This is a genomic window from Undibacterium sp. TJN25 (assembly GCF_049339885.1).
Classification (GTDB): domain Bacteria; phylum Pseudomonadota; class Gammaproteobacteria; order Burkholderiales; family Burkholderiaceae_D; genus Undibacterium.
The window spans coordinates 182,124-198,794 of the sequence record NZ_JBMPPM010000006.1; the positions used below are offsets into that span (position 1 = coordinate 182,124).

General features: G+C 59.8%; 14 protein-coding genes and 1 other RNA gene. 8 read left to right on the top strand and 7 right to left on the bottom strand.

Going from position 1 to position 16,671, the window contains the following annotated elements:
- Positions 1 to 73: 73 nt before the first annotated feature.
- Positions 74 to 370 (top strand): hypothetical protein, encoded by a 297-nt coding sequence (locus ACO0LO_RS16460; protein WP_422965373.1) that lies wholly within the window; start codon positions 74 to 76, stop codon positions 368 to 370.
- Positions 371 to 516: 146 nt separating this feature from the next.
- Here ACO0LO_RS16460 and rho read toward each other — a convergent pair whose 3' ends face one another.
- On the bottom strand, positions 517 to 1,779 hold the full coding sequence (gene rho, locus ACO0LO_RS16465) for a transcription termination factor Rho (protein ID WP_394779539.1): 1,263 nt from the start codon (positions 1,777 to 1,779) through the stop codon (positions 517 to 519).
- Between the two features lie 270 nt (positions 1,780 to 2,049).
- Entirely contained in the window at positions 2,050 to 2,376 is a 327-nt protein-coding gene (gene trxA, locus ACO0LO_RS16470; RefSeq protein ID WP_188566341.1) for a thioredoxin TrxA, read from the bottom strand.
- Between the two features lie 310 nt (positions 2,377 to 2,686).
- On the opposite strand from trxA, the gene ACO0LO_RS16475 reads away from it, so the two are divergent.
- The 7 genes from ACO0LO_RS16475 (at position 2,687) to ACO0LO_RS16505 (ending at position 11,073) form a co-directional block, all read left to right on the top strand.
- Positions 2,687 to 5,476 carry a PD-(D/E)XK nuclease family protein gene (locus ACO0LO_RS16475; protein ID WP_422965375.1) on the top strand — a complete coding sequence of 930 codons (2,790 nt, stop codon included), beginning with the start codon at positions 2,687 to 2,689 and terminating at the stop codon, positions 5,474 to 5,476.
- Positions 5,476 to 8,784, top strand: a complete 3,309-nt coding sequence (locus ACO0LO_RS16480; protein WP_422965376.1) for a UvrD-helicase domain-containing protein — start codon at positions 5,476 to 5,478, stop codon at positions 8,782 to 8,784. Before ACO0LO_RS16475 ends, ACO0LO_RS16480 begins: the two co-directional genes overlap by 1 nt.
- A gap of 139 nt (positions 8,785 to 8,923) precedes the next feature.
- Positions 8,924 to 9,427 carry a cupin domain-containing protein gene (locus tag ACO0LO_RS16485; RefSeq protein WP_422965378.1) on the top strand — a complete coding sequence of 168 codons (504 nt, stop codon included), beginning with the start codon at positions 8,924 to 8,926 and terminating at the stop codon, positions 9,425 to 9,427.
- 101 nt (positions 9,428 to 9,528) lie between these two features.
- Entirely contained in the window at positions 9,529 to 9,768 is a 240-nt protein-coding gene (locus ACO0LO_RS16490) for a DUF904 domain-containing protein (protein WP_422965380.1), read from the top strand.
- Positions 9,765 to 10,076, top strand: a complete 312-nt coding sequence (locus ACO0LO_RS16495; RefSeq protein ID WP_422965382.1) for a cell division protein ZapA — start codon at positions 9,765 to 9,767, stop codon at positions 10,074 to 10,076. The genes ACO0LO_RS16490 and ACO0LO_RS16495 overlap by 4 nt, the downstream gene beginning before the upstream one ends.
- 201 nt (positions 10,077 to 10,277) lie before the next feature.
- Positions 10,278 to 10,457: non-coding RNA, 6S RNA (gene ssrS, locus ACO0LO_RS16500), on the top strand.
- A gap of 157 nt (positions 10,458 to 10,614) precedes the next feature.
- Positions 10,615 to 11,073 carry an EVE domain-containing protein gene (locus ACO0LO_RS16505; RefSeq protein WP_422965383.1) on the top strand — a complete coding sequence of 153 codons (459 nt, stop codon included), beginning with the start codon at positions 10,615 to 10,617 and terminating at the stop codon, positions 11,071 to 11,073.
- Positions 11,074 to 11,245: 172 nt separating this feature from the next.
- Here the strand turns inward: ACO0LO_RS16505 and ACO0LO_RS16510 are convergent, their stop codons facing one another.
- From ACO0LO_RS16510 to ACO0LO_RS16530, 5 genes are all read right to left on the bottom strand, one after another.
- Positions 11,246 to 12,427: an ABC transporter permease subunit gene (locus tag ACO0LO_RS16510; RefSeq protein WP_422965385.1), complete on the bottom strand. Its 1,182-nt coding sequence runs from the start codon at positions 12,425 to 12,427 to the stop codon at positions 11,246 to 11,248.
- 86 nt (positions 12,428 to 12,513) lie between these two features.
- Positions 12,514 to 14,028: a malonate--CoA ligase gene (locus ACO0LO_RS16515; RefSeq protein ID WP_422965387.1), complete on the bottom strand. Its 1,515-nt coding sequence runs from the start codon at positions 14,026 to 14,028 to the stop codon at positions 12,514 to 12,516.
- Positions 14,028 to 14,801: an enoyl-CoA hydratase/isomerase family protein gene (locus ACO0LO_RS16520; RefSeq protein ID WP_422965389.1), complete on the bottom strand. Its 774-nt coding sequence runs from the start codon at positions 14,799 to 14,801 to the stop codon at positions 14,028 to 14,030. The genes ACO0LO_RS16515 and ACO0LO_RS16520 overlap by 1 nt, the downstream gene beginning before the upstream one ends.
- Before the next feature lie 13 nt (positions 14,802 to 14,814).
- Complete coding sequence (gene lgt / locus ACO0LO_RS16525; protein WP_422965391.1) at positions 14,815 to 15,630, bottom strand: prolipoprotein diacylglyceryl transferase; 816 nt, start codon at positions 15,628 to 15,630, stop codon at positions 14,815 to 14,817.
- Entirely contained in the window at positions 15,624 to 16,553 is a 930-nt protein-coding gene (locus ACO0LO_RS16530; protein ID WP_422965393.1) for a LysR family transcriptional regulator, read from the bottom strand. The genes lgt and ACO0LO_RS16530 overlap by 7 nt, the downstream gene beginning before the upstream one ends.
- Between the last annotated feature and the right edge of the window lie 118 nt (positions 16,554 to 16,671).

The following is a 16,671-nucleotide window of genomic DNA, read 5'->3' on the forward strand; positions in this document are numbered from 1 at the left end:
AGCGCCGGGACCAGCCCGGGCCATTGCTATCGCCGACAGAGCCGCGCCTGCTCCGGTCCGGGGGGTGTTTGAAATGGATATCAAAGCAGTAGGGCATAACCAGGGCCGCATCTACCTCAACTCCGAAGAAGACTACCGCAGCAAGGACAATCTCTCCATCCGCATGCTGCCCGGCGTGGAAGCGGAACTGAAGCGTACGCTCGCGGTGGAGGACCTGGATGCGACCTTGAAAGGCCGCCATATACGCGTTGGCGGCTGGGTGCGGAAGGTCAAGATTTGGTTTATGGAGAATGGTGTGAAGACCGACAAGTTCTACTACCAGACCCACGTCGTCGTGCGCGATGCGGACCAGATTTGGTTCATACGCTAGACGCAAGTCCGTCATCATGTAGTCTGGAGGGGGGGCGTAACGCAATCCGGGCTGGCGCTATCTGCAGCTTGAGCGGTTTATCTGAAAAATAAAAAGGGCCCGCGGTTCGCACCGCGGGCCCTTTGTCCGGCAGGCTAAATGGGGATTTAGCCGCCGCGGCGCATCATTTCAAAGAACTCTGCATTGTTCTTGGTCGCCTTCATCTTGTCGAGGATGAACTCCATCGCTTCGATATCGTCCATGTTGTACAGCAGCTTGCGCAGGATCCAGATTTTTTGCAGCTGGTCCGGCTTGATCAGCAACTCTTCACGGCGGGTGCCGGATTTGTTCAGGTTGATCGCAGGGTAGGTGCGTTTTTCGGCCAGGCGGCGTTCCAGATGGACTTCCATGTTGCCGGTACCTTTGAATTCTTCAAAGATCACGTCATCCATGCGGCTGCCGGTTTCGATCAGTGCGGTCGCGATGATGGTCAGCGAGCCGCCTTCTTCAATATTACGCGCCGCGCCGAAGAAGCGTTTCGGGCGTTGCAGCGCATTGGCGTCCACACCGCCGGTCAGCACCTTGCCGGAGGCAGGGATGACGGTATTGTAGGCACGCGCCAGACGGGTAATGGAATCCAGCAGGATGACCACGTCTTTTTTCATTTCGACCAGGCGCTTGGCTTTTTCCAGCACCATTTCGGCAACCTGCACGTGGCGGGTGGCGGGTTCGTCAAACGTCGAGGCGACGACTTCGCCGCGCACCGAACGCTGCATCTCGGTCACTTCTTCCGGACGTTCATCGATCAGCAAGACGATCAGCGTGATGTCCGGGTGATTGGTGGTGATGGCATGTGCAATATGCTGCAGCATCACGGATTTACCGGATTTGGGCGACGCTACCAGCAGGCCGCGCTGGCCCTTGCCGATAGGGGCGATCAGATCGATGATGCGGCCTGTCGTGTTTTCTTCACCGCGCATGTCACGCTCAAGCGCCAATGGCTTGTTCGGATGCAGCGGCGTCAGGTTTTCAAACAGGATGCGGTGTTTCGATGCCTCTGGGGACTCCCCATTGACCTTATCAACTTTCACCAGGGCGAAATAGCGCTCGCCGTCTTTCGGTGTGCGGACTTCGCCTTCGATGGAATCGCCGGTATGCAGGTTGAAGCGGCGGATCTGCGACGGAGAGATATAGATATCGTCCGTGGAGGCCATATAGCTGGCGTCCGGGGAGCGCAGGAAACCGAAACCGTCGGGCAAGACCTCTAGGGCGCCGTCGCCGAAGATCTGTTCACCGGATTTTGCGCGCTTCTTCAGGATCGCGAACATCAGTTCCTGTTTGCGCATCCTTGCTGCATTGTCGATGTCCAGTCCGATAGCCATTTCTAGCAAGGCTGAGACGTGTAACGCCTTTAATTCTGATAAGTGCATGTATGGGTGTCCCGAGATGGGATAGATAGGTGGGGGAGTGAACTACGAGGTGTAGATTATTATAGTCTCTGGTTAACTGACCAGAAAGAGTATTTTAAACGTTCTAACAACTTAATGAATAACTGGGTTCCAACTGGGTTCGCGTCAACTATTGCAAGCCGGCCGTGCGGCAACGGTGCAGGTGCGCGCCACTATTGTACTAAAGTACCGCAATAAATGCACAAAATTTAATTTGTGCATTTATTCAAGCGGATTTTAACTTATTTTGAATCAGATGTTGCTGTCGATAAACGAAGTCAGCTGGCCTTTTGCCAGTGCGCCGACTTTCTGTGCCGCTGCAACGCCGTTCTTGAACAGGATCAGAGTCGGGATGCCGCGGATGCCGAATTTGCCCGGCACGCCCTGATTTGCATCCACATCCATTTTAGCGATAGTGATCTTGCCTTGATATTCCTTGGCGACTTCTTCCAGGATGGGGGCGATCATCTTGCAAGGGCCGCACCATTCCGCCCAAAAGTCTACCAGGACAGGTTTGTCTGATTTCAATACGTCTGCTTCAAATGAAGCATCGCTTACGTGTTTGATGTTTTCGCTCATGGAATCCTCGTTGAGAGGGAAAATTAAGGGGTAAAACGCCACAGCGATGCAGGCACGGTAAAAATTCGTGCTGCATCCCGGACTTCCGGTCTGACGTCAACCACGTGGAGGCATTTGGCGCAAATTCAATAGCCCGGGGGGTATTGAACTGCTGCGTTCCGCTGGCTTGCCGCGACTGAAAGCACCGAATGGCAGGCTATGGGGATAAATAATAACCGATTTCCCGTTAAAGTGTGGAAAGCACGATAATTCCGCGCCCCTTCGCATAAAATGATCGTCCTTCCGGTGATTTCCGGTAAATAAAGAAGCAATGCGCCATAGCCCTGACCTGATTCCCGCCTCCCGTTTTTTCTGGCAGCACGCTGCGCGCAAGTTCGTGCAGGCGGCCAGACGCCACCAGTGGATGGCGGCGGCAGGGCGCGATTATTCGGCGATCCGGGTCATTGTTCCCACCTTTGAGCATGCGCAGCTGTTCCAGCAGGCGCTGACGCGGGAGCTGGCGGGCGACAAGAATGCTGACGATGCAGTCAACTATATCCCGCCGCGCATCAATACCGTGTTTGCCTGGCTGGAAATGCAGCAGCCGGACGCCGGCATGCCGCGTGCCACTGCACCCAGCGAGCGGCTGATGGGGCTGTATGCCGAGCTGCGCCAGCATGCATGGCTGAAGAAACTGTTCACCGCCAGGCGCAATACCGACCTGCTGCCGCTGGCGCAAACGCTGCTGACCCTGTCGGATGAGTTGACGCTGGCGCTGCTGCCCGCCGTGCAGGCCGGCAAGGAAGACATACAGCAGCGCTGGCACACGGCGCTGGCGCAGATGCCGCCGCCCACCCAAAAGCTGCTGTCCGAAGAGGCGCAGCTGGTGTGGACGATATGGCAAAGCCAGCTGGATGGCCGCGATGCCACGGTACAGCGCTTCCAGCAACTGATGCAGATTGCGCAGCATGCCAGCGAACACATGGTGTGGATCAGCCCCACCGCGCCGGATGCAATGGAAGACGCCTTCCTGTCTGCCTATGCACGCAAGAAGGATATAGTGCCGCTGCTGCTGGACTGGCGCGACGATGCGCTGGCCCAGCCGTACGCGCCGGCCTGGCCCAGCATGATAGAGAGCGTGCCCAACCGCCAGCCGCAGTTTGCGCTGGACGTGGCGGATACTTCGCATATCCGGCTGTGCGAAACCGGCTCGCTGGAAGACGAGGCGCAGCAGGGCGCGCAAACCATCATCGATTGGCTGCAGGCCGGCAAGCAGGATATTGCGGTCATCGCGCAAGACCGCGTGGTGTCGCGCCGCATCCGCGCGCTGCTGGAACGGGCACAAGTCCATGTCGCCGACGAAACCGGCTGGAAGCTGTCCACCACGCGTGCCGCCGCTGCCATCGCGGCCTGGTTTGAAGTCATCGCCACGCGCGCCGACACCATGGCTCTGCTGGATTTGCTGAAGTCGCCGTATGTGTCGCCGCAAATATTGTCGGCACACGATGCCGATGCCCATGCAGAAGCGATCGCTGAGCCGGACAAGGCCGACCTAGTCATGCATGTAGAGCTGGCGCTGCGCAGGGCCAATGTGCTGAGCGGCTGGGATGCGATCCTGTCCAGCCTCAACAGCCTGCCGCAGGAGCGCCAGTGGGTAGCTGCACTGTCGCGCCAGGCGGCCGCGTTCACCGCACGCCGCAGCCTGCCGGAGTGGAGCGCCGCCACCCTGCAGATGCTGGAGATGCTGAACATGCAGGCCAGCATGCAGGCAGACAATGCCGGTGCGCAGATCATCAAGCTGCTGCAATCGTTGAGCAGTGATTGCCAGCAGATGGAGGCGCCTTTCTCTTTTGCAGAATGGCGCGCCTTCATCAACCTGCAACTGGAAAGCGCCCCCTTCATCACCGGCAGGCCGGACAAGCGGGTCATGATGCTGCCGCTGAACGGCGCGCGCCTGCGCAGCTTCGATGCGGTGCTGCTGGTGGGCGCCGATGCCGCGCATCTGCCTTCGCAGCCGCAGGAAGTCTTGTTCTTTACCAATGCCGTGCGCAGGGAATGCGGTCTGGTCACGCGCGAGGCAAGGCAGCGCCAGCAGCTGCGTGATTTCGCCGAACTGCTGCTTTCCAATCCCGAAGTGGTGCTGTCCTGGCAGGGCCACCTGGACGGCGAGCACAATCCGGTCAGCCCCTGGCTGGCGCAGCTGAACCTGACCTTGCAGCGCAGCGGCCAGGATCCGCTGGCGCGGCACAGCGCCGTCATACCCCAGCAGGCGCTGCAAGCCGCTGCGCCGGTGCAACCAAGGCCTAGCGCACCGCAACTGGCGCCGGCGACGCTGTCGGCCAGTGGCTATGGCAGCCTGGTCGCTTGCCCCTATCAATTCTTTGCCGGGCGCATGCTGGGGCTGGCGGCGATCGATACGCTATCCGACATGCCGGAGAAAAAAGACTACGGCGACTGGCTGCATGCGATCCTGAAAAAGTACCACGATGCCTTGCTGGAGCATCCGTTGCCGCCCGAAGACAGGGAAGCAAGGGAACAACTGCTGCGCGATATCTCAAAAATCCAGTTCGACCGCATCCTGCAGCAGAGCCCGGCCGCACTGGGCTACAGCGTACGTTGGGATAAGGTGATTCCGTCCTATGTCGCCTGGGCCGCCGAGCGCGAGCAGGGCGGCTGGCATTTTGAAATGGGCGAAGCCTGGCGCGAGCGCACGCTGAACTGGCAGGACGGCCCGGCGAGTGCTTCGGTGATGCTGCGCGGACGCATAGACCGGCTGGACAAAAACGATATGGGCGAATATGCGGTGCTGGATTACAAGACCAAGACCCAGACTGCATTGAGCAAGCGGCTGAAAGACGGTGAAGACCACCAGTTGCCGTTTTACGGCCTGCTCGCCGATGTGCCGGTGACCACCGCCAGCTATGTGGCGCTGGAGATTGACAGGGGCAAGACCGGCGCAGCCGAGGCAAAAGACTTTACCGAATGGGCGGAAGCATTGGAAACGGCAGTCATCGGCAATATGCAGGCCATCCACAGGGCTGCACCGCTGCCGGCGCAGGGCACGGAATCCGTGTGCCAGTATTGCGACATGCGCGGCCTGTGCCGCAAGGGAGCCTGGTAATGTCGGCCCAGGCATACGAGATCAATGGTGCGGCGGCCGACCCGGCCGGCTTTACGGCGGCTGCCTGCGACCCGCAGCATTCTGTCGTCGTTGAAGCCTGCGCCGGCAGCGGCAAGACCTGGCTGCTGGTTGCCCGCATGCTGCGGCTGCTGCTGGCCGGGGCAGAGCCGGCCGAACTGCTGGCCATCACCTTCACCCGCAAGGCGGCGCAGGAAATGCGCGAGCGCCTGGTGCAGCTGCTGCAGGAGCTGGCACTGGCCGACCAGCAGGCTGCTGCTGTCCTGCTGACTGAACGCGGCATCAGGCCGCAAGAACTGGCGGCCGTATTGCCGCTGGCGCGGCGCCTGTACGACAAGGTGCTGTCCAGCCCGCAATCGCTGGCAATGGATACCTTCCATAGCTGGTTCGGCCGTCTGATCCAGCTGGCGCCGCTCGCCTCCGGCGTGCCGCACGGCTTCAGCCTGGTGGAAGCCACCGGAGAATTGCAGCGCGAAGCCTATGGGCAGCTGATGCAGTCGCTGAAAGATCCCGACAACGCGCCGCTGAAAGAGGCGCTGCTCTATCTGTACCGCGAAGTCGGCGACTTCAATGCGCAAAAAATGATGAACGCCTTCCTCGACAAGCGCGCGGAATGGTGGGCTTCCAATGAGAACGAGTTCGACGGACAGCCGCTGGACTGGCTGCGCGACATGTGCGGCCTGGATGCCGAGCGCGATGCCAGGCTGGGCCTATGGGACGACAGCAGCCTGCGCGCGCGCATCGAGATGCTGGCACGCATCCTCGGTGAGGGTTCAGCCGCCAACCAGGGCAATGCCGTGAAGATGGAGCAGGCGCTGACGGATGGCGCCAGCCTGGAAAATTTCGACAAGCTGTGCGGCGGTTTCTTCACCGGCACCGGCGGCCCGCGCTCGCACAATACCAAGACCAAGGCGCTGACGGCGTCCATTGCCAAGCACATCGGTCCCGACAGCGCCACCGCGTTCGAGGATGAATGCACGGCGCTGGGCGACATGCTGAAGCTACTGGAGCGACGCAGCAGCGAGAAGTTCGTCGTCAGCATCAATGAAGCACTGTTCACTGTCGGCACGGCCTATCTTGAATGCTACCAGGCGCTGAAGTCGGACCAGCGGGTATTCGATTTTGCGGACCTGGAATGGCAGGCCTATCGCCTGCTCAGCAATGAAGAATATGCCGCCTATTTGCACAGCCGGCTGGATGCGCGCTACAAGCATATCCTGCTGGATGAATTCCAGGATACCAATCCGCTGCAATGGAGCATCGTGCAGGCCTGGCTGGATGCCTACGGCGACGATGCGGCGCGTCCCAGTGTTTTCATCGTCGGCGACCCCAAGCAGTCTATCTACCGCTTCCGGCGTGCCGAGCCGCGCGTATTTACCTCTGCCCGCGCGATGCTGGCCAGCCGCGGCGCCTACGTGCTGCGCACCAACCAGACGCGCCGCAATGCCAGGGCCGTGGTAGAGGTGCTGAACCGCAGCATGCAGGACAATCCCATCTATGCGCCGCAAACCACGGCATCGTCCGTCGACGGCGATGTATGGCGCCTGCCGCTGATCACTGAGGTGAGCGGAGATGGAGGGGACGAGGAAGGAGAGGGCAGCAGCGCGCGCTTCCCCTTGCGCAATCCGCTGACCACGCCGCTGGAAGAGGCGGAAGACGCGCGCCGCCTGGACGAGGGCCGGCAGGTCGCCAAAGCCTTGCTGCAGGCCAAGCGGGGCATGGCAGGTGCGCATTTGCCATGGTCTGAGGTGATGCTGCTGGTACGCCGCCGCACGCACTTGTCCGCGTATGAGCGGGCCTTGCGCGAAGCCGGCATACCTTTCGTGTCCAGCCGGCGCGGCGGCTTGCTGGAGGCGCTGGAAGTGGCCGACCTGATCGCCTTGCTCACTTTCCTGATCACTCCGGGCGATAACCGCGCGCTCGCGCATGTACTGAAGTCGCCCATTATCGATGCCGCCGATGCAGACCTGATCGCGCTGGCGCAAAGGAGCGAAGCCAACTGGTGGAAGCGCCTGCAGGCCAGTGTGGACGAGGGCGCACAGGAGGGCGCCAACACGGTGCTGCAGCGCGCTGTCGGTCTGTTGCGTGCGTGGATGCAAGCGGCGCACGAGCTTCCTGTACATGACTTGCTGGACCGCATACTGCACCAGGGCAATCTGCCGGCGCGTTATGCGCAGCATGCATCGCCGGCAGACCGCAGCCAGGTGATCGGCAACATCAGCGCCTTTACCGAACTGGCGCTGAACATGGACGCTGGCCGTTACCCCAGCCTGCCCAAGTTCATCGCCGCGCTCGGCGCCTTCCAGCAGGGCGGCGAAGCCGATGCGCCGGACGAGTCCACGGTGGACGGCGCCGCTGACGCGGTGCGCATCCTCACCATCCACAGCGCCAAGGGGCTGGAAGCGTCGGTTGTCGTCATGCTGGATGCCAACAACAGCGATGCCGCCAAGGACCAGGTCGGCATACTATGCCAGTGGCCTCTGGAAGCCGGCGAGCGCAAGCATTTCTCCGTCTTCGGCCGCAAGGACCAGCGCGGCGCGGCGCGCGACGCGTTGTTCGACCAGGAAGAACAGCAGGCCGCGCAGGAAAACTGGAACCTCTTGTATGTTGCCGCGACCCGCGCCAAGCAGTTGCTGATCGTTAGCGGCATCGCCAATAAAAAGGCGGAGGACGGCATGAGCGCCGGCAGCTGGTACCAGCGGCTTGGCATGGTGCCCGCGATGACGGTAGGCGACGCCGCGCCCGTGCAGGAAGATGCGCGTCACGGCAGCTTTGAGCTGCCCATCTTCAACCCGCCCAATCTGGCGCTGCCGGAAGCAGAGGCCGTCGAAGCATCGTCGGAAGAGCAGCAGGAAGGCATTGCGCTGCATGCCTTGATGGAACGCCTGACCCACCAGCCTAAAACCTGGCCGCTGGCGCTGCCGGAGGCCGACGCCATCGCCGGCTGGCTGCCCTGCGCCACCGGCCTGGCCGTCACGATCCGCAGGCAGGCCCATGCCATACTGAACCATCCTGAGCTGGAGCGCTACTTCAACCCCAAGCATTACGTCCATGCGCGCAACGAAATGGATATCCTGTTTGAGCAGCAACTGCTGCGGCTGGACAGGGTCGTGGTCTTTGAGGAAGAAGTCTGGATACTGGACTACAAGCGCCGCCTGCTGGACATGGAGCGCGCCGATTACCGGCAGCAACTGGCGCTGTACGCGCGCGCGCTGGCGGAAATTTTTGACGGCAAGCGCATACGGGGGGCATTAGTGCTGAGTGATGGACAGCTGGTGGAAATGTTGTAGAATTTTTAGCGGTAGCTGCCCCCGGAAAAAAAAATGATAAGCCTGTCACAAAACTGAGACGGCAGATGCGGTTTTACTGCGATGCTTAATCCGCCAGGCCACCCGATCTACGCTGACGAAGCCGTCGCCAAGGAATCCCATGTCCAGAAGCTCCTCACTCAACGCCGACAACATCTACGAACCCTTCTCCGCTGGAGAGGTGCCGTGGGAAGAATACACGCAGGGAAAATTTTCCAGCCGCTTCAGGCGTCTGGGCAAGTTCGGCGGCGGCTCCCATGTAGGCGTCGCCATGGAAGAACTGGCCCCGGGAAAACGCTCCTGCCCCAGCCATTACCACATGCTGGAAGAAGAGCATCTATATATCCTGGAGGGGGAGCTGACCTTGCAGCTGGGAGACAAATCCCACCTCATGGCCGCCGGCAGCTACTGCTGTTTTCCGGCAGGGCAAAAAGCCGGCCATTCGCTGTATAACCACGGCACTGCCATCTGCCGCTATCTCATCCTTGGCGAGAATAATCCGAACGAAGTGGTCGTCTATCCAGACTCCAACCGCGTCGGCGTCAGGCTGACCGGGGAAGGCTACGACAAAGCGGCTGTCATGGAATATTGGGCAGGTGAACCGGATGCCGCGCCGGAGAAATGAAACAATAGTAAAAATTTGCTACGGCGGCAGGATAAGCAGTGTGCATGCCGTAGTATCCAATCCAATACATCGCCAGCCAATAAGTATTGACTGGTGTCGGTTTGCACCACTATAGTGACGAGATGATCTCCGAATTTGAATTACTTGCTGAAAAAGTCGCCTCCCTGGCAGAACTGGCGCATTCGCTGCGCCGTGAGAACGCCGATTTGCGACGCGATGCTGCTGCGCTGACGGCGGATAACCGGGATATGCAGCAGCGTATGCAGCAGGCGCACGAGCGCGTGGCTGCCTTGCTGGCGCAATTGCCCGGCGAAGAAAATGCCGATAAGGAAGCCGCATGATACAACTCGACGTCAATATCATGGGACAGTCTTACAAGCTGGCCTGCAAGGAAGGCGAAGACCGTGCACTGCTGCAGGCCGTCGCCTACCTGGACGGCAAAATGAGCACGATCCGCGACGCTGCCAAGGTCAAGGGCACCGACAGGATCGCCGTCATGGCGGCGCTGGGCGTGGTGACCGAACTGCTGGCGACCAAATCGCCGGAAGGACCGTTTTCAGGTCTGTCGATTGCGGATGTGAAACTCAAGATCGATGCGATGCACGGCGTGATGGACCAGGCGCTGACGCCGCAAGAAAACCTGTTTTAACAATCCCTTGCACATAAATCCGGCGCTGTTGCGCCGCTTTTCCGCTGTCCGGGCAGGCACCCAGGCGGCGGTTTTGGCTTTACAGGGACGTGCCTTATGTGTTCCGTCCTCTACGCATTGTTCCCTATGGAATGGATAGCGATTATTACTTAAATTAATCAAAAAAAGTATTGGACACAAACGCGGTTAGGAGTACACTTCAATTCCCTGCCTTGTTCGCCAGTGCCATATATTCCTTGAACCATTTATGTGCATAGGCCGTAGAATATTGTTCGATGGGCGTGAGCGTCGCTAGTCCGATGAACCCGAAATTGAACTGACTGTGGCCAACTTGAACCGCCTGGTTCAGGATGCCGGCATAGCGGCATTGGTGGGGACTTATTCCAGAAAGCGGTTGCGCAAGCAACCGCTTTTTTTTATGCCGCGGCTATCTGCCCCTGTCCGCCATCCCTTGTTTCTCTGCCGTGTCACGCCGCTATCAACAAGGGTGGGAAATAATGCGACAATATAAAAATCTCTCACCACTGCCTATACCATCATGTCCTACTGGTTGATGAAATCCGAGCCCGACGAAATCAGCATAGACGACGCCCTGGCGACTCCGAACCTGCCGTGGTTCGGTGTGCGCAACTACCAGGCCCGCAACTTCATGCGTGATGGGATGCAGGTCGGCGACGGCGTGCTGTTCTACCATTCCAGCTGCCCCGAACCCGGCATTGCCGGCGTAGCCGAAGTCGTTAGCACTGCCTATCCGGACGATACGCAGTTCGACCCCAAGAGCAAATACTACGACCCCAAGGCCACGCAGGAAAATCCGCGCTGGATGATGGTGGACGTGAGGGCGCTGCGCAAGACGCGGCTGCTGAGCCTGCAGGAGCTGCGCACGGTGGATGCGCTGGCGGACATGGTGGTATTGAAAAAAGGCAGCCGCCTGTCGATTACGCCGGTGACGGCGGCGGAATGGAAGACGGTGATGAAGCTGCTGGACAAAAAGTGACTATGCGGGACAGGCAATCCAGCGAAAACGCTAGCCTGGATGGAGCGTAGCGCAATCCGGGGAAGCACCGATGGTCGGCGGAGCACATGCCGGCTTGTATGATAAAGATGTGCGTTGCTAAACCAGGGGCCGAAGTGCTGCGGTTGCCTGTGATTCTTTCAAAAACAGAACATCAATATGTGTTCGCCTGCAACCTGTCCTCGTGCCGTGGGCTGGGCCACAAGCCGGCAGGCCGGTTCAGCATGATCACCACCATCGACAGGCCCAGCAACAATTGGCGCAACACTTCCACTTCGATCAGGACCTTCCCGAATATCTGCTGCTGTAGTGGCTCGACAACGTAGCGCAATAGCTCCGGTAGCGTCGCCAGGATCACTGCGCCAAGGATGACGCCGGGTATGTGTCCCATGCCGCCCAGGACGACCATCGACAGTACGGCGATGGACTCTGTCAGGGAAAAGGATTCCGGCGAGATGAAGCCCTGAAATGCGGCAAACATCGAACCTGCGACGCCACCGAAAGACGCTCCCATCGAAAAGGCGAGTAATTTAATATCGCGGGTATTGATGCCCATTGCCTTGGCTGCGGTTTCATCCTCGCGCAACGCGACGAAAGCACGGCCCAGACGCGAGTGCTGCAGGCGGACGGTGACGAAAATGATGCCTGTGCACAGTGCCAGGAACAGAAAATAATAGGCGTTCACCGACGGCATGGCAAAACTGCCGATGTACAGGATAGCCTTAGCCCCCGGCTCACCGTGCAGCGACACGCCGAAGATGCGGATAGGGTCGATCATATTGATGCCTCGCGGGCCATCGGTAATATTGATGGGCGAGGTCAGGTTGATGATGAGAATCCGAATGATTTCGCCAAAGCCCAGAGTGACGATCGCCAGATAGTCGCCGCGCAGCTTGAGCGTAGGCGTGCCCAGCAGCGCACCGGATATGCCGGCGAACGCCGCTGCGAAGGGGATGATGAACCACACGGACAAATGGATGCCGTTTTCGGCGATTTCAGGGCCGAGCGCCCAGAGAAGTGCCTGGCCGATCACCGGATAGGCATTGACGAGGGATTCCAGAAGGACCGCAAACTGCGACGACGAGAGCAAGGCCGTCAGATAGGCCCCCAATGCGTAAAACGCAATATAGCCCAGGTCGAGCAGGCCGGCGAAGCCGACCACGATGTTCAGGCCCAGTGCCAGCATCACGTACAGCAGCGCCAAGTCCATCATGCGCACCCAGAAATTGCCGAACTGAGCGGCAAAAAAAGGGAACAGCACCGCAACGATGCCAAGCACTATCAGGCTGGCCCAGGTTCTGCGCGGATTTGCTTTGGTGTCGAAATAGGGGGCCATATTTCTTTCCAGGCAAGACGAAACCGATGTCTGCCGGTATTACCTGCAGTTGCCGGCAAAGGCCGAATTTATTTTACTGGCTTATTTTACTGATACAGCTCCCGCAGCACATTCTTCTGTACCTTGCCCATCGTATTGCGTGGCAATTCCTCTGCAAAATGCACGCGCTTCGGCACCTTGAAATTGGCAATGCCGGCCTTCAGCGTGGCAATCACACCGGCTTCCGACAATTGCACGCCGGGCTTCAGCACGATGACGGCGGTGACTGCTTCACCAAACTCCGCATGCGGCACGCCGATGACGGCTGATTCGACGACGCCGGGCATTTCATCAATGAAGGATTCGATTTCTTTCGGATACACATTGTAGCCGCCGGTGATGATCAGGTCCTTGCTGCGGCCGACGATGCTCAGGTAGCCATCCGTATCAAAACGGCCGACATCGCCGGTGCGGAAATAGCCGTCGGCAGTAAATTCTTCGGCGGTTTTTTCGGGCATGCGCCAGTAGCCCTTGAATACATTCGGCCCCTTGACCTGGATGTCGCCGATTTCATCGGCGGCGCAGGCGGCGTTATCTGCCTTGACCACGCGCACATCCACGCCCGGCAGCGGCAGGCCGACGGTGCCGCCCTTGCGTTTGCCGGTATAGGGATTGGATACCTGCATCGTGGTTTCGCTCATGCCGTAGCGTTCCAGTATCGTGTGGCCGGTGCGGCGCGTAAACTCGCTGAAGGTATCCAGCAGCAGCGGCGCCGAACCGGAAACGAACAGCCGCATGCCGGCGCAGGCATCCTGGTCCAGGCCCGGTTCCTGCAGCAGGCGTACGTAATAGGTCGGCACTCCCATGAATACGGTCGTGCGCGGCAGGTAGCGCATCACCTGAGCGGCATCGAACTTGGGCAGGAAAATCATCTTGCTGCCGTTCAGCAGCGCACCGTGCGAGGCGACGAACAGGCCATGCACGTGGAACAATGGCAGCGTATGCAGCAGCACGTCGTTTTTCTGCCAGTGCCAGGCTTCCTTCAGTACCAGTGCATTGGAGGACAGGTTGTCATGCGTCAGCATCGCACCCTTGCTGCGGCCCGTGGTGCCGGACGTGTACAGAATGGCGGCCATGTCTTCCGGCTCCTTGTGCACGGTGCGGAAGGTGTCGGCATAGGCCATTGCGCGGTTCAGCAGCGAACCGCTGTTGCGCCCTTCCAGCGGCGCATCCAGTGTGTACACATGCTTGGTGCCGGCCTTGAATGCAATCTGCGCTACCCAGCCAAAATTTTGCGGCGAGCAGACCACCACTTCCGGCTCTGCATCTTCGATGAAATAGCTGATTTCGGAGGCGCGGTAGGCCGTGTTCAGCGGCAGGTATACATAGCCGGCGCGTATCGTCGCCAGATACAGGATCAGCGCCTCGGGCGATTTTTCCACCTGTACGGCGACCCGGGCATCCGGCTGCAGGCCCAGGCCGGCCAGCAGGTTGGCCATCTTGGCGCTGGCCCGTTCTACGTCGTCCCAGCTATAGTAGCGGCCGTCATGGGTTTCCATGCAGCAGGAGGATTTGTCTTCGGGGAAGTGGGAGGCAAACAGGGCGTACAGGTTGGCGTTCATTATTGTCCGGTAAATTGGGGCGGCGTTTTTTGCAGGAAGCTGCTGACGCCTTCCTTGTAGTCTTGCGACTGCAGGAAGGCAAAAGCCTCTGCCAGCTCTTGTTCGCTCAGCGGTTCTGCCGCAACGCTAAGTCTCTGGATCAGTTTCTTGTTCATGCGCGCGGCCAGCGGTGCGCCTCTGGCGATGCGCTGCGCGCTTTGCCGGGCTTCTTCGGGCACGTCGCCGGCAATCCGGTGCAGCAGGCCCTTGGCGTGCGCTTCCGCTGCATCGAATACCCGTCCCTCCAGCAGTATTTCCAGCGTTGCCGCCTTGCCGACCAGGTCCAGCAGACCCTGCAGCTCGCCCGGCGCCAGTGGAAAGCCAAGCCGGTTGATGGGGATGCCGAAGCGGGAAGAAGGAGATGCGATGCGGATATCGCAGGCGCAGGCAATTTCCAGCCCGCCGCCCACGCACACGCCTTCAATGGCGGCAACGGTCGGGTGCAGGCAGGTGCTGATGGCATGCAGGGCCCGGGCAATGGTTTCGGTGTGGTAGCGCATGCCGTCGGCCATGTTACTGCGCACGGTGGCAAACTCTGCGATGTCCGCGCCGGCAGCAAAATTGCCGCCTTCGCCACGGATGACAATGCAGCGCAGCGCCGTGTCGGCGGACAGCGCATCGAAAGTGCTGCGCAGGCTTTGCCACATGGCGACGTCCAGTGCGTTCAGCTTGCCCGGATTGGACAACGTAACGGTGGCGACGGCGCCATTTTTTTCGCAGCGTATTTCAGACATGCCGGTATCCTGTTCAGGCTTTCGCGGCGGATTTCCTGCCGGCATACTGGTAGGCGCCCACCAGCAGGATGGCGCCGCCGATGATCATCGGTATCGAATACATCTGGCCGGCGGAAATCGTGATGCCGGCGAATGTCACTTCAAAATCGGGCACACGGAAATATTCGGTGAAGAAGCGCGCGCAGCCGTACAGCATGACGAACAGCGCGCCTACCGCCAGCCTGGGGCGCGGTTTGCGCGCATACAGCCACAGGATGACAAATAGCAGTATGCCATCCACCAGCATCTGGTATAGCGGCGACGGGTGCACCAGGTGGTCGGTGATGCCCGGCCACTGCATGGCCCACGGCAGGTCCGGCGAGGCAATGCGACCCGGCAGCTCATGGTTGATGAAATTGCCCAGGCGGCCGGCGGCATAACCCAGCGGCACCATGGGAGCGATGAAGTCATAGACGTCGGCCAGGTTGCGTTTGGCCTTGCGCGCCCACAGCGACATGGCGATCAGCACGCCGATAAAGCCGCCATGGAAGGACATGCCGCCTTTCCACACGGCGAAGATCTCTGCCGGATGCAAAAAATAAAAGCTGGGATTGTAGAACAATACTTCGCCCAGGCGTCCGCCGATGATGACGCCCAGCACGCCGTAAAACAGCATGTCGTCGATATCCTCGTTTTTCCATCCTTTGGCGGCAATATGGGGCTGCTTGATCCTGACCCTGCCCAGTACGACAAACTGGATGAAAGCAACCAGGTACATCAGGCCGTACCAGTGCACCTGCAGCGGGCCGATGGAGAAGGCAACCGGATCGGGATTGGGATGTATCAGCATTCGGGATTCTTTCTCAGCAAGTTCAAAAACGCCTGCAGCACCGGCGAGGGATTATCCCGGCGCCAGGCCACGCCTATCTCCACCGTGCCGCTGCCGGCGGTTAGTGTAGCGCCGCCTGCGGCTGAAGGCGCTTTCAGCGCATGGTAGACAACGCCGGGGCGCTTTAAATTCGACACAGATTGTGGCACAAGAGCGATGCCCATGCCAGCCGAGACGAGGCCGACGATGGTCTGCATCTGTATCGCCTCCTGCCCGATCAGCGGCGTCAGGCCCTCATCGCGGAAGCGGCCCAGTATCACGTCATGCAGGGCAGGTGCGATTTTACGCGGAAAGATGATCAGCGGCAGATCTTTATAGCTGGCCAGCGCATCCGGTTTCTTGCGCGCTGCGGCCGCTTCCGGCACGGCCAGCATCAGCGGTTCTGCCAGCACTTTGCGGTAGTCCAGCAACGGCAGCAGCCGGTCCGGCAGCGGCGGGATCAGCAGGCCGGCATCGATCTGGCCTTTTTCCAGCGCATCCAGCTGCACATCGCTGGTGGCTTCGCGCAATTCTATCTGCACGTCGCCGTAAGCAGCGCGGAACTCCCGCAGGTAGGGCGGCAGCACGCTATAGTCGGCAATCGACACGAAGGCCAGCGACAGGTGGCCACTGGCGCCGGCGGCGGCGCGCTGCACCAGTTGCGGCAAGCCCAGCGCCTGCTGCACCAGGCGCTGGGCCTCCGGCAGCAGTGCCAGCCCGGCCGGCGTCAGCGCGATGCTGCGGGTGTTGCGCACGAACAGCGGCGTACCCAGTGCATTTTCCAGCGCCTGTATGGTTTGCGATAGCGGCGGCTGCGTCATGTGTAATCTGGCGGCGGCGCGGCCGAAATGCATCTCGTCGGCGACGGCGATGAAATAGCGCAGCTGGCGTAGTTCTATATGCATGGGCTTATGTTTGATTAATATGAAATTCGACCTAATAATGCATGAATCATATATTTGACAGATGGCATTTGGCAAGTGACACTAGCCGGCATACAGATACCGATGCGAAAGCCCTTGA

What these genes read in the sequence shown, in the direction of transcription:
- ACO0LO_RS16460 (WP_422965373.1), top strand. Translation starts at nt 74, where the DNA reads ATGGATATCAAAGCAGTAGGGCATAACCAGGGCCGCATCTACCTCAAC.
- rho (WP_394779539.1), bottom strand. Translation starts at nt 1,779, where the DNA reads ATGCACTTATCAGAATTAAAGGCGTTACACGTCTCAGCCTTGCTAGAA.
- trxA (WP_188566341.1), bottom strand. Translation starts at nt 2,376, where the DNA reads ATGAGCGAAAACATCAAACACGTAAGCGATGCTTCATTTGAAGCAGAC.
- ACO0LO_RS16475 (WP_422965375.1), top strand. Translation starts at nt 2,687, where the DNA reads ATGCGCCATAGCCCTGACCTGATTCCCGCCTCCCGTTTTTTCTGGCAG.
- ACO0LO_RS16480 (WP_422965376.1), top strand. Translation starts at nt 5,476, where the DNA reads ATGTCGGCCCAGGCATACGAGATCAATGGTGCGGCGGCCGACCCGGCC.
- ACO0LO_RS16485 (WP_422965378.1), top strand. Translation starts at nt 8,924, where the DNA reads ATGTCCAGAAGCTCCTCACTCAACGCCGACAACATCTACGAACCCTTC.
- ACO0LO_RS16495 (WP_422965382.1), top strand. Translation starts at nt 9,765, where the DNA reads ATGATACAACTCGACGTCAATATCATGGGACAGTCTTACAAGCTGGCC.
- ACO0LO_RS16505 (WP_422965383.1), top strand. Translation starts at nt 10,615, where the DNA reads ATGTCCTACTGGTTGATGAAATCCGAGCCCGACGAAATCAGCATAGAC.
- ACO0LO_RS16510 (WP_422965385.1), bottom strand. Translation starts at nt 12,427, where the DNA reads ATGGCCCCCTATTTCGACACCAAAGCAAATCCGCGCAGAACCTGGGCC.
- ACO0LO_RS16515 (WP_422965387.1), bottom strand. Translation starts at nt 14,028, where the DNA reads ATGAACGCCAACCTGTACGCCCTGTTTGCCTCCCACTTCCCCGAAGAC.
- ACO0LO_RS16520 (WP_422965389.1), bottom strand. Translation starts at nt 14,801, where the DNA reads ATGTCTGAAATACGCTGCGAAAAAAATGGCGCCGTCGCCACCGTTACG.
- lgt (WP_422965391.1), bottom strand. Translation starts at nt 15,630, where the DNA reads ATGCTGATACATCCCAATCCCGATCCGGTTGCCTTCTCCATCGGCCCG.
- ACO0LO_RS16530 (WP_422965393.1), bottom strand. Translation starts at nt 16,553, where the DNA reads ATGCATATAGAACTACGCCAGCTGCGCTATTTCATCGCCGTCGCCGAC.